This window comes from Cryobacterium sp. TMT2-14 (assembly GCF_004402465.1).
GTDB classification, from domain to species: Bacteria; Actinomycetota; Actinomycetes; order Actinomycetales; family Microbacteriaceae; genus Cryobacterium; species Cryobacterium sandaracinum.
The window spans coordinates 227365-242082 of the sequence record NZ_SOFV01000009.1 but is presented as its reverse complement, the minus strand read 5'-3'; the positions used below and the strand labels follow the sequence as shown (position 1 = coordinate 242082).

The following is a 14718-nucleotide window of genomic DNA, read 5'->3' as shown; positions in this document are numbered from 1 at the left end:
GGCGAGAATCAGGATGCTATCTGGGTGGGGGTGGATTCGGACGGGTCCGAGGCGTCGGTGCGGCGACCGTCGAGGCCGATTCCGCGAATGGTCAGATACATGAAGATGATCATGCTCGACACGATCGCCATGTCCGCCACGTTGTAGATGGCGGGGATCAGCCAGGGCGTGGAAATGAAGTCGATCACGTGACCGAGGCCGTAGGACGGCTCCCTCAGCAGCCGGTCGGTCAGGTTGCCGAGCACGCCGCCGAGCAGGAGCCCGAAGACGACAGACCAGGCCAAAGAGCGGATGCGCCCGGCGAACCAGACGATGAGCACCACCACGGCCACGGCGATGATCGAGAAGATCCACGTCATGCCGGCTGCCAGGGAAAAGGCAGCGCCCGGATTCCGGACGAAGTGCATTTGCAGCACGTCTCCCAGAACCCGGACGATGTCACCCTCGGTCAGTCTGCTGACGATGAGGTACTTACTGATTTGATCCAGAGCGTAAATCCCCAGGGCCACGACGGCCAGGAGGATCAACGCACCGGGGCGCTTCTTCGTTCGAACCTTAGGCGCCAAAGCTCTGGAAGCTCGACTTCGAAGCGTTGCTCGACTCGACCGGCGAAGTGGCGTCGAGGTCGCGCAGCTGGGTCTCGATGTAGCTCTTCAGCTTCTGGCGGTACTCGCGCTCGAAGGTGCGCAGATCGTCGATCTTGGTCTCGAGGACGGAGCGCTCCTGGTCGAGAATGCTGAGTTGCGCGCGCTGCTTGGCTTCGGCCTCGGCGACGAGACGGGCTGCGGTGGCGTGGCCTTCGGCGATAAGTGCATCGCGCTTCTCGGCACCCTCCTTGACATGCTCCTCGTGCAGGCGACGAGCCAGCTGGAGAAGGTTAGTCGTGCCGGCGGTCTCGTCGATGGGCCCGGCGACAACCGGTGCGGCCACGACGGCGGGAGCCACGACGGGCTCCGCGACGGCCTCGGGCGCCGGTGCGACCTCCGCTGCGCCGCCAGAGCTGACGCGAGCCTTGAGCTCCTCGTTTTCCGCAGTCAGTCGGCGAAGTTCAACGACGACCTCGTCGAGGAAGTCATCGACCTCGTCCTGATCGTATCCTTCGCGGAACTTAGTCGACTGGAACCGCTTGTTGACTACATCTTCCGGAGTTAGCGCCATGGCTTTCCACCCTTAAAACTCGAGTTGCGAACATTGTGTTTGCGTTCAACTAACGCTATCAAGGTCCGACGCGTAGTCGGACCGCGTCAGCCCGGCACGCCGTCGGACAAGAATACATGCCCAGTCCGGGGCGCGAGGTATCGGTCAGCGCATGAGCCCGGTGATCGACATGCCGACGATGACGCAGAGCATGGTGATGCTCCAGCCGAAGTCGAAGGCGATCGGGCCGACCCGAAGCGGCGGCAGGAGCCGGCGGAAGAACTTGATCGGCGGGTCGGTCAGGGAATAGGCCAACTCGATCACGACGAGCAGGGGGCCCTGCGGCCGCCAAGACCGGTTGACACTGCGTACGAGGTCGATGATGAACCGACCCCACATCACGAAGAAGTAGAGCAGGAGGGCGTAGTAGGCGATCGCACCGATCAGGCTGACGGCAAACACGGCGGTAACTACGACTGCGCGAAGAAGGACGCCTCGGCATCGGAGTCCTCCGCGGCATTGTCGCCGGACACGACAACGTGGGACGGGGAAAGCAGGAAGACCTTCGCCGTGACGCGCTCGATCTTCCCGTACAGACCCTGGGACAGTCCGCTGGCGAAGTCGATCAGGCGGCGCGCATCGGCGTCGCTCATCTGAGACAGGTTGATGATGACCGGGATTCCATCGCGGAAGGACTCCGCGATCACCTGAGCGTCCTTATACTGACGCGGGTGGACGGTGAGGATTTCATTCATGTCTGAGGCAGCCACATTCTTCGGAGCGGAGGTCTTGCGCAGCGGTGTCACCGATGCGCGACCGGCCGAGGCGGGTGCGCCGGCGGTGTGTGACGACGACGCGGACGACGCGGCGTGCGAGGAATTCGGGGCGGAGTGGGGAGCAGCGGACTTCGATGCCGCAGCGCCGGTCGCCGTCGAGTGAGTGGCCGTCGATGCGGGCGCAGCAGTGGGCGCCTCGTACTCGAGTTCCTCGTCTGCCAGACCCAGGTAAACCATGGTTTTCTTGAGCGGGTTGGACATCTCGACCTCCGTGTTGGTGATTCTTCTTGTCCAGATTAACCGGATACCGGGCGATTCCCGGTGATTGCTGTGCCAATTCGAAGGTGTGTCGCCCCTTCGATGATCGCCTCCGCGTAGTCCTGGGACATGCCCATGGACAAGGATTTCGCGTTCGGCGCGAACTGCTGAATCTGCTCGCCCAGTTCGCGAACCCGGGCGAAGGACGGGCGCGGTTCGGCACCGAGCGGGGCCACCGCCATCAGCCCGATCAGCCGCAGTCCGGCCGTGGAGAGCACGTGCTCGACGAGCTTGGGCAGCTCCCCCGGAGCGACTCCGCCGCGAGACGGGTCATCCGTGAGGTTCACCTGCACGAAGCAGTCGACGACCGAATCCTCCGACGCCAATGCATCGACCAGTGATGCTCGATCCACGGAGTGGATGACGTCGGCGTAGGCCCGCACCTGCCGGGCCTTCTTCCCCTGCACCTGGCCCACGAAATGCCAGGTGAGGTCGAGCTGGAGGAGCTCGGCGGCCTTGGCCTGGGCTTCCTGGTGGCGGCTTTCCCCGAAGTTGCGCACGCCGAGGGCGGCAAGTTCCTGGAGGAGCGAGACGGGCTGGAACTTGGTCACGACGATCGTGGTGAGCTCCGCCGGGTCGCGCCCGGCGGCGGCAGCCGCGGCGACGATCCCACCCTGAACGGCGGTCAACCGTTCCGCGAGGCCACCGGCCCCAGGCCTGACCGACTCACTCATCTGGTTGCCATCGGCATTCTCGCTGCCTGCGGCACTACTTGAGGAAGTCCGGGATGTCCAAGTCGTCCGGGTCTTCCTCGAAGGCCGGGTCGGCCACTGCCGCACCGGGCTCGACGCCGGACCAGACCGACGAGGCCGCGGCATCCGTGTAGGGAGCCGAGTCGGTCGCGCCGACCGCCGCAGCACCCGCCGTGCCCACGCCCGCGCCGACCGCGACACCGGCGGCGACCAGGTCTGCGCGGCGCACCTCGACCGCCTTGGCACCGGGCTCACCGCCGTCGAATCCGGCAGCGATGACGGTAACCCGCACCTCGTCACCCAGGGTGTCGTCGATGACGGCACCGAAGATGATGTTGGCTTCCGGGTGCACGGCTTCCTGCACGAGGCGAGCGGCGTCGTTGATCTCGAAAATTCCGAGGTTGGAGCCACCCTGGATCGAGAGCAGCACGCCATGGGCGCCGTCGATCGAGGCCTCGAGCAGCGGGGACGCAACGGCGAGTTCGGCCGCCTTGATGGCTCGGTCCGCGCCGCGGGACGAGCCGATACCCATCAGCGCGGAGCCGGCACCCTGCATGACCGACTTGACGTCGGCGAAGTCGAGGTTGATCAGACCGGGGGTGGTGATCAGGTCGGTGATGCCCTGCACGCCGGCCAGGAGCACCTGGTCAGCCGTGGCGAAGGCCTCGAGCATGCTGATTCCGCGGTCGCTGATCTCCAGCAGGCGGTCGTTCGGCACGACGATGAGGGTGTCGACCTCGTTCTTGAGGGAGGCGACGCCGGCCTCGGCCTGAGCCTGGCGGCGCTTGCCCTCGAAGCCGAAGGGTTTGGTGACGACACCGATGGTGAGCGCGCCGATGGACTTGGCGATGCGGGCGACGACCGGCGCACCGCCGGTGCCCGTTCCACCACCCTCGCCGGCCGTGACGAAGACCATGTCCGCGCCGGCCAGAGCCTCTTCGATTTCTTCGGCGTGATCCTCGGCGGCGCGGCGGCCGACCTCAGGGTCGGCGCCGGCGCCCAGGCCGCGGGTGAGATCGCGGCCCACGTCGAGTTTGACGTCGGCATCGCTCATCAACAGCGCCTGGGCATCCGTGTTGATGGCGATGAACTCGACTCCGCGGAGGCCGAGCTCGATCATGCGGTTGACGGCGTTGACACCGCCGCCACCGATTCCAACAACCTTGATGACTGCGAGGTAGTTCTGATTTGTTGTTGACACGTCCGGCCTCCGGTGGAACCCTAAACCTCTTGTCGAAGTTTAAAGTTATGCTGAGTATGCAATTCCTGCTTAGAAAGTTATGCGCCAGCCGAACAGGCTCGGGGAGGCGCGCCCGCGTGTCGCGAAGATCCAACCAAGATCTCAGCGGAGAACGGCGCTATCCGGGGAGGAAACGTCGTACTCGCCGACGCTGCCGACCGGGTGGCTCACGATCAGGGCCGCGAGCACGACCGCCTTGAAGTCCGACTTCTCCGCACTCCCCCACACAACGCGCGCGCCGCCGACGAGCGTGAGGGTGACGTCGTCCGTGGTGGCGGCGGTGACGGTGTCGAGGGTGGAACGGATGTCTGCCGGCAGGGCCGCGATCACGGCAGCCGCCGCCCGGAAGCCGGCACTGCCGACCCCGGCCCGCGCATCGATCGTGGCGTACCCGGCGGGGCGCTCCGCGCTGCTCTGGATCACTACCCCGGCCGCGTCGACCAGGTCGAACCCGGACTCGGTCACGAGGGCGCCGACGGGCTCCCTCTCGACGACGCGCACGACGAGGGTGTTCGGCGGGCGGCTCTCGGTGACGTAGCTCTGGATCAGGGTGAAGGCGGACAGCTCCTTTTGCACCGCGTCGAAGTCCACGAGCGGCAACGGCGTGCCCAGCTGGTCGTCGAGGGCCGATCGGATCTTCTCGGAGGGCACCCGGTTCGCCCCGACGACCTCAATGGAGCGAAGCGCCATCAGGGGCGAGAAGGTGCCGACGAGCACGAAAGCGACGAGCGCGGCCAGGGTGCCGAGCGCCGCCAGCCAGACGTTGCGCCGCCGACGGGAGCGCCAGGTGAAGCGGCGCACCTCCTCCCGTTCATAGAGTTTGCGGGCACGACGGGCGGCCCGGAGCTTGCGTCTGGCCCCGGCCGGAGTCAGCGCAGAGTCGCGGGGCTCCGTGGGTGCGGGCGCGGACGAAGGGGAAGAGTCCGGCGCCCGCAGCCGGGACACGGATGCGATCGTGTCGGCGGCGGGAAGCGTGATCGGCTCGGTGTTCGTGTGGTCGCTGTGACCGCTCGACTGGCGTCCTCCCGGCTTGGGACGGGCTGTCTTCGCTGCGGCAGGCTTCGCGCCGGCGCTCTTCGCGGCGGTCGTCTTCGGCCCGGCGGCCCGCTCAGCGCCTGCCGGCGGGCGGTCGTAGCCCTCGGGCCGCTTCATGATCGTCGGCGGGTCATCCGCGCGCCTGCGTGAGCGAGGCGAGCAGCTGGGGAACGATCCGGTAGACGTCGCCGCAGCCGAGGGTGACGACGAAGTCGCCGTCCCGGGCGATCGAGGCGACGTAGTCGGCGGCCTCCTGCCAGTCGGGCACGTAGACGACCTTGCCGGCATCCGTGAACCGTTCGGAAACGAGGGCGCCGGTCACGCCGGGCTCCGGGTCTTCTCGGGCGCCGTACACGCCGAGGACGACGGTCTGGTCCGCCTTCTCCTCAAGCGTCTGGGCGAATTCCTGGGCGAACAGCCGAGTGCGGCTGTAGAGGTGCGGCTGATGCACGGCGATGATCCGGCCGCGGCCGACCACCGTGCGGGCGGCGGACAACGCCGCGGCCACCTCGGTGGGGTGGTGGGCGTAGTCGTCGTAGACGCTGACCCCACCCACGGTGCCGTGCAATTCGAAGCGGCGCTCGGTGCCGCCAAAACCCGAGATGGCGGCCAGGGACGCCTCCGGGGCGAAACCGAGGCCGACGAGCACCGCGAAGGCGCCGGCGGCGTTGATGGCGTTGTGCCGACCTGGGATTCGGAGGGTGGCGAAGTAATCGCTTCCGGCCCAGGCCACGCCGAAACGTACCGGTCCGTCGGTGACGACCGAGTGCACGCGCACGTCGGCCGCGGCGTCCTCGCCGAAGGTGATGACCCGTTTGCCGGCGAGCTTGCCCGTCACGCTGACCGCGCCGGCGTCGTCGGAGGAGATGACCACGAACTCGGTCGCGTTCTGTGCGAATTCGACGAACGCGGCCTCGAAGGCCTCGAGCGAACCGTAGTGGTCGAGGTGGTCAGGGTCGACGTTGGTGACCAGGGCGACGGCCGTGTTGTAGAGCAGGAACGAGCCGTCCGACTCGTCGGCTTCGACCACGAAGAGGTCGTCGGTGCCCGCGCCGGCCGACACGCCGAGCGATTCGATCACACCGCCATTGACGAAGCTGGGATGCGTTCCCAGGCCGAGCAGGCCGGTCACGATCATGCCGGTCGAGGTGGTCTTGCCGTGGGCGCCCGCGACGGCCACGAGGCGGTGCTTCTCGATCAGCCAGGCAAGCGCCTGGGAGCGGTGCAGCACGGGGAGGCCGCGTTCGTTCGCCAGCACGTATTCCGGGTTGTCCTGCCAGAGTGCCCCCGTGACGACGAGGCTGTCGGCTTCGCCGACATTCTCAGCGGCGTGGCCGATCGCGATGTGGGCTCCCAGCTCGCGCAGGGCGAGCACGTTGTCGGACTCGCGCACATCCGAGCCGGTCACGGTATGCCCGGCGGCGAGGAACAACCGTGCGATCCCACTCATCCCGGAGCCGCCGATGCCCACGAAATGCACCGTGCCGAGGTCACGGGGAATGGTGAGGTTCAGGTCGGGCTTGATCACGGTTGCTGGCTCTTCTCAGTCGGAGACGAATGCTGGTGTGCGTTCGGTGCTGGTGTGCGTTCGGTGCTGGTGTTCTGGTGCTGGAACAACGTTAGCCGCTGTGATCAGGCGAGGGCGGCGTGGATGAAGTCGGTCATTCGCACCGAGCCGTCGAGTCCCCCGACGGATGCCGCCGCGACGCCCATCCGGCGCACGCGCTCCCGGTCGGTGAGCACGGGAACGAGCTCGCGCTGCACCCAGTTCGGCACGAAGTCCGCATCGTCGACGAGGATCCCGCCGCCGGCGCCCACGACGTCCGCCGCGTTGAAGCGCTGCTCGCCGTTGCCGACGGGGTACGGCACGTAGACGGCCGGGATGCCGAGGGCGCTGAGTTCGCACACGGTTCCGGCGCCGGCCCGGGACACCGCGAAGTCCGCCGCGGACAGCGCCAGGTCCATCCGGTCGCAGTAGGAGATCAGGCGGTAGTGGTGCAGACCTGGGTCTGTCACCTCCGACTTCTCACCGGTGATGTGCAGCACCTGCCAGCCGGCCCTGATCAGACCGGGAGCCGAGGAAGCGATGGTGTTGTTCAGGCGCCGAGCGCCCAGGGATCCGCCGGTGACCAGCAGGGTGGGGCGGTCGGCGTCGAGGCCGAAGAACGCCAAGGCCTCCGGGCGCGCCTGAGCCCGGTCAAGCTCGGCGATCTCGAATCGCAGCGGCATCCCGACGACGGTCGGGTGGCGGATCCGGGTGCCGGGAAAGGCCACCGCGACATGGCGGGTGAACCAGGCGCCGAGCCGGTTGGCCAGCCCGGCCCGGAAATTGGCCTCGTGGATGACGATCGGCACCCCCGCCCGGCGTGCCGCGAAGTAGGCCGGGGTCGAGACGTAGCCGCCGAACCCGACGACGACGTCGACCGTGCGGAACCGGATCAGATCGGCCACGTCGCCAATGGCACGGTTCAGCCGTGGCAAAAAGGAGAGGGCCTGTCGGTTCGGCCGGCGTGGGAAAGGCAGTCGGGGAACGAAGACGAGCTCGTAGCCGCGGGCCGGCACCAGGCGGGCCTCGAGGCCCTCCCTGGTGCCGAGAACGATGACTGTCGCATCCGGTTCCCGGCTCATGATGGTGTCGGCGACGGCCAGCAACGGGTTCACGTGGCCGGCGGTTCCGCCCCCGGCCAGCAGATAGGTGGTCACTATCGGGCTCCTGACGTGTCGGTCGACATGGCGGTGCGTCGTGGCGGCTCCGCGTGGTCGCCCCGGGTGAATGAGAGCACGATGCCGATCGCACCGAGGGTCGTGAGCAGGGCGGTGCCGCCGGCGGACACCAACGGGAGCGGAACACCCAGCACCGGGAACACGCCCAGGACCACGCCGATGTTGACGAAAGCCTGGCCGATCAGCCAGACGAGCACGGCGGCCGTCGACACGCGGGCCTGCAGGCTCGTACTGGTGCGCATGATGCGCAGGAACGCGAAGGCCAGCAGGATGAACATGAATAGGACGACGATGGCCCCGATCAGTCCGAGTTCCTCGCCGACGATGGCGAAGATGTAGTCGTTGTCGGCCGCGGGCAGCCAGGACCACTTGGCTTTGGAGTTGCCGAGCCCGACGCCGAAGATCCCGCCGTTAGCGAGTGCCCAGGTGCCGTGCAGCGGCTGCCAGCAGGGTGCCGAGATGGGGCCGTCGAGCTCTTCGCAGCCGGCTCCCATGAAGCTCAGGATGCGCGTCATCCGGTTCGTGCTCGTCAATGCCATCAGAACCGCGAGCACGACCCCGGCGCCGAGAGGCACTGCCAGGAGGCGCAGTCGAACGCCGGCGAAGAACAGGGCTCCGAAGAGGATACCGGCCATGATCAGGACGGTTCCGAGGTCACCGCCGATGAGCACGAGCAGCACGGCGCCGCCGCCCACGCCGAAAACCGGAATGTACACGTGGCGCCAGTCGTCGAGCCGTTTCTCCTTCTGCGACAGGATCATGCCCAGCCAGACGACGAGGGCGAGTTTGATCGCCTCGGAGGGCTGGAACTGGACTCCGCCGACCGACAGCCAGTTGGTGTTGCCGGCCACCTCGACGCCCAGCGGCGTGAACACGACCAGGCATTGCAGGAGACAGGCGACGATGAGCAACGGCCACGCCACACGCCGCCAGAACTTCAGCGGCAGGTGGCTGATCATCAGCATCACCGGAACGCCGATCAGCGCGAATCCCCCCTGGCGCAGGACGGTGCCGAAGAAGCCGGTGTTCTCCAGGTAGGAGTCGACCGAGGAAGACGACAGCACCATGACCAGGCCGAACACGACGAGGAACAGGGTCGTGCCGAGCAGCAGGAAATAGCTCGCGGACTCGGCCTTGAACACCCGGCCGAAATGAATTCGGGTGGAGGCGACGGGCGCGGCCTGCCTAGGCGCCGGGGTTCGAGGCGGAGTCTTCATCCGCCTCACCTCCCAGGTGGTCCCGTACGGCTTCTGCGAACAACCGGCCCCGCTGGGCGTAGTCGGTGAACTGGTCCATAGACGCCGCGGCCGGGGCCAGCAGCACGACGTCGCCGGTTTCTGCGAGACCGGCCGCGAGGCGGACCGCCCCGGGCATCACCTGACCAGTGTCGTCGGCGTCGATCTCGAACACCGGCAGCTCCGGCGCGTGTCGCGCGAATGCGTCCCGTAACACGGAGCGGTCGGCTCCGATGATCACGGCCCCGCGCAGGTGGCCGACGTGCCGGGCTACCAGGTCATCGACATCGACGTCCTTGAGCAGGCCGCCGACCAGCCAGACGACGGTCTCGAAAGCGGTGAGCGAAGCATCCGCCGCATGCGGGTTGGTGGCCTTCGAGTCGTCGATCCAGCGGATGCCGGCAAACTCGGCAACGATCTCGATCCGGTGCGCGTCGAGGCGGAAACCCTCCAGGGCGTCGTGGATGACGCCGGGCGCGACGCCGAAGGACCGGGCCAGAGCGCTGGCAGCGAGGATGTCAGCGAGCAGGTGCGGCGCGCTGAGCCCGTGGGCCCGGAGTTCCGGCGCGGTGGTGATCTCGATGGCGGTCTCGAACCGGTCCTCGTGGAACGCGCGGTCGCAAAGGATGCCCTCGACGATGCCGAAGTCGCTGGGCCCGGGGGCGCCGAGGCCGAAGCCGATGGCCCGGGCACCCTCCTGCACGTCGGCGTCCTCGACCATACGGATGGTCGCGGCATCCGCCTTGTTGTAGACGCAGGCCACCTGGGTATTGGCGTAGACGGTGGCTTTCGCATCGCGGTACGCCTCGGCCGAACCGTGCCAGTCGAGGTGGTCGTCGGCGATGTTGAGGCAGACGCTGGAGAACGGCACGAGGGCGCCGGGACCGGTGCGGGGCAGGTGGTGAAGCTGGTAGCTGGAGAGTTCGACCACGAGCACGTCCCAGCCCTGCGGGTCGCGCACGGCGTCGAGGACGGGCACACCGATGTTGCCGCAGGGTGCGACGCGCAGGCCGGCGGCGGCGAGCATGGTGGCCGTCAGCTGCACGGTGGTGGTCTTGCCGTTGGTGCCGGTGACGAGGATCCACTCGGCCGCGGGCCCGACCTTGTCCCGCAGGCGCCAGGCCAGCTCGATGTCTCCCCAGACCGGTACCCCGGCCCGAGCGGCCCAGAGCAGCAGAGCGTGGTCGGGGTGGTAGCCGGGCGAGGCGATCAGAACCTCCGGCCGGTGCCGGGTCAGTTCATGCGGAACGACGCCCGGCGCGGCCTGCACCAGTCCCGCCCCGATCACGTCGAGCAGGCGGATGGTGTCGGCAGGAGCGTCCCCCGCCACGACGAGCACATCCGCGCCCAGTTCGACGAGGGTGTCGGCGGCTGCGAAGCCGGTGACGCCCAGACCGAGCACGGCGACACGGAGGCCGGACCAGTCGGAGTGCCAGCTGGTCAACCCGTCGAGGCGCGCGGCGTCAGCCCCAGCGGGCCCGACCTCATCGGCGTGGCGACCAGCCACTAGCTGGCCAGCCATTCGAGGTAGAAGGTGCCGACGCCGGCGGCCACGAACAGCCCGCCGATGATCCAGAAACGCACCACCACGGTGACCTCGGCCCAGCCCTTGAGCTCGAAGTGGTGATGGATGGGGCTCATCAGGAAGATGCGCTGGCCGCGGGTCACCTTGAAGTAGGCGCGCTGCACGATCACCGATCCGGCCTCGATCACGAACAGGCCGCCGATCAGCACGAGCAGCAGTTCGGTGCGGCTCAGGATGGCCAGGGCGGCGAGGGCGCCGCCGATGCCGAGCGAACCGGTGTCGCCCAGGAAGATCTTGGCCGGCGAGGTGTTCCACCAGAGGAAGCCGATCAGGCCGCCGACGATGGCCGCGGAGACGATGGCCAGGTCGAGCGGGTCCCGAACGTCGTAGGCGCGGTAGAGGTCGGCGATGTCCGCTCCCCCGAAGCGGGCCTGGTTGGACTGCCAGAAGCCGATCACGATGAACGCGCCGATCGACAGGATCGACGACCCGGTGGCGAGCCCGTCGAGGCCGTCGGTGACGTTGACGCCGTTGGACGTGGCCGTCACGATCAGACAGATCCACAGCACGAACAGGGAGATGCCGATGATGCTGCCCAATTGCATGAAGTCCAGCGGCAGATCTCGCAGGAACGAGATTTTAGTCGACGCCGGCGTGACGCCGTTGGCGTTCGGAAACTGGATGGCCAGGATGGCGAACGTGCCGGCCACGAGAACCTGGCCGGTGATCTTGGCCCAGCCGCCGAGCCCGAGGCTGCGCTGGTTCCGCGTTTTCAGGAAGTCGTCGACGAAGCCGACCATGCCGAGGCCCACCATCATGAACAGCACCAGCAGCGGCGACGCCGTGACCGGGGACCCGGTCAACCACATCGCCGAGAAATAGCTGACCAGGGCGCCGAGGATGATGATGATGCCCCCCATGGTGGCCGTGCCGCGCTTGGCGTGGTGGCTCTGCGGGCCGTCGTCGCGGATGAACTGTCCCCAGCCCAGCTTCTTGAACAGCCGGATGAACAGCGGCGTCAGCGACAGGGTGAAGACGAGGGAGAAGGCTCCGGCCATCAAAAGTGCTCTCACGAGAACCACTCTCCCAGACGGTCGCCCAAAAATCTCAGGCCGGCGGAATTGGAGGATTTCACCAGCACGGTGTCCCCCGGTTGCACTGTGGCGCAGAGCAGGTCGAAGGCCTCGTCGGCATTCTCGACGAAGGCCGACTCCCCGTCCCAGGATCCCTCGTTGATGGTGCTGATGTGCATGCGCCGCGCGCCGCGCCCGACCACGATGAGCTGGGAGATGTTGAGGCGCACGGCGAGCAGCCCGACGCGGTCGTGCTCCTCACCAGCCAGTTCGCCCAGCTCGCTCATCTCGCCGAGAACCGCGATGGTGCGCCGGCCGGGAACACCGATCTGAGCGAGGGTCTTGAGCGCCGCCGTCATGGAGTCCGGGCTGGCGTTGTAGGCGTCGTTGATGACGGTCACCCCGTCCCGGCCGCCCATGACCTGCATGCGCCAACGTTCGGCGGTCTGCACGGATTCGAGGGCGGAGACGATGTCGTCGATCGCGACTCCCAGGATCTCGGCGGCGGCGGCGGCGGCCAGAGCGTTCATGACATGGTGTTCGCCGAGCACCTGAAACGCCACCGGGCGGGACTGGCCCGAGGCCAGGTGCAGCGTGAACGTCGTTCCGGACGCGGAGGCGTGCACCGCGGTCGCGCGCACTCCCTCGTCGCCGTACTGGCCGAACCAGACGATCCGGGCCCGGGTGGAGGCGGCCATACCGGCGACGCGCGGGTCGTCGGTATTCAGCACGGCGACATCCGTCGCCAGCAGTTCGGTGACCATTTCGGTCTTCGCGCGGACCGTGGCTTCGATGCCTCCGAATTCGCCGGCATGGGCGAGGCCGACCTTGAGCACGATCCCGATGTCGGGACGGGCCATCCGGATGAGCCGGGCGATCTCTCCGACGCCGCTCGCACCCATCTCCGCCACCAGGAAACGGGTGTCGCGGGTCAGTTCGAGCATGGTCAGCGGCGCGCCGACCTCGTTGTTGAAAGATGCGCGGGCCGCGACGGTCGGGCCGACGCGCTCGAGCACGGCGCGGAGCAGGTTCTTCGTCGTGGTCTTGCCGTTGGATCCGGTGACGGCGACGATCTTGAGGTTGCCGGCTTCCCGCACGCGGGCCACGACGTCGGTGGCGAGGGCGCCGAGGGCGAGCACGGTGTCCGGCACGACGATCTGCGCCACGGGGAGATCAAGGTGTCGTTCGACGATCAGCAGGGTGGCGCCGCGTTCGACGGCGGCCGGGGCGAAGAGGTGGCCGTCAGTCACCGCACCGGGCTTGGCCACGAAGATGGAGCCGGGAACGGTGTCGCGCGAGTCGGTGTGCACCATTCCGTCGGTCACGGAGTCGATGCTCCGAGAGGTTCCGTCCAGGTGGAGCGTGCCGTCGACGGCCAAGGCGATCTGGCCCAGGGTCAGGGCGATCATCTACAGCCACCCCGCATCGCGCAGCGCCTGGCGGGAATCGTCCCGGGCGGAGTACGGAATCTTCACGCCGGCAACCTCGTGGTAATTTTCATGGCCGGGTCCCGCATACAAGATCGCGTCGCCTTCTTTCGCTAGGGACAGCGCCGTCCGGAACGCCGTCCGGGGGTCGGGCACCTCATGGAACTCTCCGCCGGGCACGGCCTCCCGTGCGGCAGCGAGCAGAGTGGCACGAATGGCCGCGGGGTCCTCGAACCGAGGGTGGAAGTCGGTGATCACGACGACATCCGCCCCGCGGGCAGCGATCGCCCCCATGTCCGCCCGTTTCGTGGTGTCGCGGTCGCCGTCGGCGCCGAAGACCATGATCAGTCGGCCGGGAGTGAACTTACGGATGGCGGCGAGGGTGTTCAGGAACGCGTCCGGGCTGTGCCCGTAGTCGATGTAGACGAGCGGTCCCGTGTCCCCGGAGATGCGCTCGGCGCGCCCGGGGATGTAGACGTCGATTCCGCCGTCACGATCGAGGGAATGGGCGATCGCCTCGAGGTCGTAGCCGGATTCGACCAGCATCAGGATGGCCAGGGCGGCGTTGGCGGCCATGAACCAGCCGACCAGGGGAACCCGGGTCTGCAGGCGGCGCCCTTCGGGGCCCTCGAGCAGGAACTCGGTGTACAGCGCGCTCTCGGAGACGATGGACATGTGCCAGTCGGCGGCGACGTCCGGGTTGCTGCTCAGGGTGGTGACGGGGATGCGGCACTCGTCGACGATCCGGCGGCCCCAGTCGGAGTCGACCGTGATGACGCCCCGCCGGGAGCGGTCGGGCTGGAACAGCTCGAGTTTGGCCTGGAAGTACTCGTCGAGGCCCGCGTAGTCGTCGAGGTGGTCGTGACTCAGATTCGTGAACCCGGCGACGTCGAAGACGAGCCCGTCCACGCGGTGGCGGGTCAGCGCCTGGGCGGACACCTCGATCGCAACGGCGCGCACCTCGGCCTCTCGCATGCGGGAGAGGAGGGCGTGCAGCTCGGTTGCCTCCGGGGTCGTCAGCGAGCTCACCACGGCGAGGTCGCCGATGCGGCGCTCGGCCGTCGAAGTGAGGCCGGCCACGACGCCCAGTTGGTTGAGCAGGGCGAAGAGGAGATAGACCACGCTGGTCTTGCCGTTGGTGCCGGTGACGGAGAAGAGCGTGGCCGGATTGGCGTCGGTGCGGTAGATCCAGGCGGCGACGGCACCGAGCGCGGCGCGCGCGTCCGGGGTCACCAGGATCGGCAGGCCGCCGTCGGCGGCCAGCACCGCCCCGGCCTCATCGGTCAAAATCGCGACCGCACCGGACTCGCGGGCGCCGGCGGCGTAGGACGCGCCATGACTCGCGCGCCCGGGAACGCCGACATAGAGGTCTCCGGGCTGAACGGTTCGGGAGCTCAGGCTCACGCCGGTGACCTCGAGGCCATCGACATCGCCGTGCACATACAGTTCGAATTCATCGACCAGTCCCGACAACGATCTGGGGACCGGATGCTGAGGACGGAGAGCCGAGGGTGCCAATTCGGTCACGGGGCTCGC

The 14718-nt window shown here is 67.8% G+C and carries 14 protein-coding genes; all 14 read right to left on the bottom strand.

Annotation, left to right across the window (positions count from 1 at the left end):
* Positions 1-8: 8 nt before the first annotated feature.
* Positions 9-566: a signal peptidase II gene (gene lspA / locus E3O28_RS03675; RefSeq protein ID WP_241972995.1), complete on the bottom strand. Its 558-nt coding sequence runs from the start codon at positions 564-566 to the stop codon at positions 9-11.
* A complete protein-coding gene (locus E3O28_RS03670; RefSeq protein ID WP_104099513.1) occupies positions 556-1158 on the bottom strand; it encodes a DivIVA domain-containing protein in 603 nt (200 codons plus the stop codon). Before E3O28_RS03670 ends, lspA begins: the two co-directional genes overlap by 11 nt.
* A 144-nt stretch (positions 1159-1302) precedes the next feature.
* Complete coding sequence (locus E3O28_RS03665; protein ID WP_104099514.1) at positions 1303-1599, bottom strand: YggT family protein; 297 nt, start codon at positions 1597-1599, stop codon at positions 1303-1305.
* 8 nt (positions 1600-1607) lie between these two features.
* Positions 1608-2174, bottom strand: a complete 567-nt coding sequence (gene sepF, locus E3O28_RS03660) for a cell division protein SepF (RefSeq protein ID WP_104099515.1) — start codon at positions 2172-2174, stop codon at positions 1608-1610.
* A gap of 35 nt (positions 2175-2209) precedes the next feature.
* Positions 2210-2905 (bottom strand): YggS family pyridoxal phosphate-dependent enzyme, encoded by a 696-nt coding sequence (locus E3O28_RS03655; RefSeq protein ID WP_104194790.1) that lies wholly within the window; start codon positions 2903-2905, stop codon positions 2210-2212.
* A gap of 34 nt (positions 2906-2939) precedes the next feature.
* Positions 2940-4124, bottom strand: coding sequence for a cell division protein FtsZ (gene ftsZ, locus E3O28_RS03650; RefSeq protein WP_104099517.1), 1185 nt, complete (start codon positions 4122-4124; stop codon positions 2940-2942).
* Positions 4125-4265: 141 nt separating this feature from the next.
* Entirely contained in the window at positions 4266-5315 is a 1050-nt protein-coding gene (locus E3O28_RS03645) for an FtsQ-type POTRA domain-containing protein (protein WP_134415200.1), read from the bottom strand.
* Positions 5316-5328: 13 nt separating this feature from the next.
* A complete protein-coding gene (gene murC / locus E3O28_RS03640; RefSeq protein WP_104099519.1) occupies positions 5329-6726 on the bottom strand; it encodes a UDP-N-acetylmuramate--L-alanine ligase in 1398 nt (465 codons plus the stop codon).
* 104 nt (positions 6727-6830) lie between these two features.
* The gene (locus E3O28_RS03635) at positions 6831-7901 is read right to left on the bottom strand and encodes a UDP-N-acetylglucosamine--N-acetylmuramyl-(pentapeptide) pyrophosphoryl-undecaprenol N-acetylglucosamine transferase (protein ID WP_134415199.1); all 1071 of its coding nucleotides are present in this window, start codon (positions 7899-7901) and stop codon (positions 6831-6833) included.
* Positions 7901-9139: a putative lipid II flippase FtsW gene (gene ftsW / locus E3O28_RS03630; RefSeq protein WP_134415198.1), complete on the bottom strand. Its 1239-nt coding sequence runs from the start codon at positions 9137-9139 to the stop codon at positions 7901-7903. The genes E3O28_RS03635 and ftsW overlap by 1 nt, the downstream gene beginning before the upstream one ends.
* Positions 9108-10664 carry a UDP-N-acetylmuramoyl-L-alanine--D-glutamate ligase gene (gene murD / locus E3O28_RS03625; protein WP_241972994.1) on the bottom strand — a complete coding sequence of 519 codons (1557 nt, stop codon included), beginning with the start codon at positions 10662-10664 and terminating at the stop codon, positions 9108-9110. Before murD ends, ftsW begins: the two co-directional genes overlap by 32 nt.
* A complete protein-coding gene (mraY, locus tag E3O28_RS03620) occupies positions 10664-11755 on the bottom strand; it encodes a phospho-N-acetylmuramoyl-pentapeptide-transferase (protein WP_134343348.1) in 1092 nt (363 codons plus the stop codon). Before mraY ends, murD begins: the two co-directional genes overlap by 1 nt.
* The gene (gene murF / locus E3O28_RS03615; RefSeq protein ID WP_134415196.1) at positions 11752-13164 is read right to left on the bottom strand and encodes a UDP-N-acetylmuramoyl-tripeptide--D-alanyl-D-alanine ligase; all 1413 of its coding nucleotides are present in this window, start codon (positions 13162-13164) and stop codon (positions 11752-11754) included. The genes mraY and murF overlap by 4 nt, the downstream gene beginning before the upstream one ends.
* Positions 13165-14709, bottom strand: a complete 1545-nt coding sequence (locus tag E3O28_RS03610; protein WP_134415195.1) for a UDP-N-acetylmuramoyl-L-alanyl-D-glutamate--2,6-diaminopimelate ligase — start codon at positions 14707-14709, stop codon at positions 13165-13167.
* Between the last annotated feature and the right edge of the window lie 9 nt (positions 14710-14718).

Excerpts from the sequence above, each read along its gene's own strand:
- E3O28_RS03670 (WP_104099513.1), bottom strand. The coding sequence starts at position 1,158 with ATGGCGCTAACTCCGGAAGATGTAGTCAACAAGCGGTTCCAGTCGACT.
- sepF (WP_104099515.1), bottom strand. The coding sequence starts at position 2,174 with ATGTCCAACCCGCTCAAGAAAACCATGGTTTACCTGGGTCTGGCAGAC.
- E3O28_RS03655 (WP_104194790.1), bottom strand. The coding sequence starts at position 2,905 with ATGAGTGAGTCGGTCAGGCCTGGGGCCGGTGGCCTCGCGGAACGGTTG.
- E3O28_RS03645 (WP_134415200.1), bottom strand. The coding sequence starts at position 5,315 with ATGAAGCGGCCCGAGGGCTACGACCGCCCGCCGGCAGGCGCTGAGCGG.
- ftsW (WP_134415198.1), bottom strand. The coding sequence starts at position 9,139 with ATGAAGACTCCGCCTCGAACCCCGGCGCCTAGGCAGGCCGCGCCCGTC.
- murF (WP_134415196.1), bottom strand. The coding sequence starts at position 13,164 with ATGATCGCCCTGACCCTGGGCCAGATCGCCTTGGCCGTCGACGGCACG.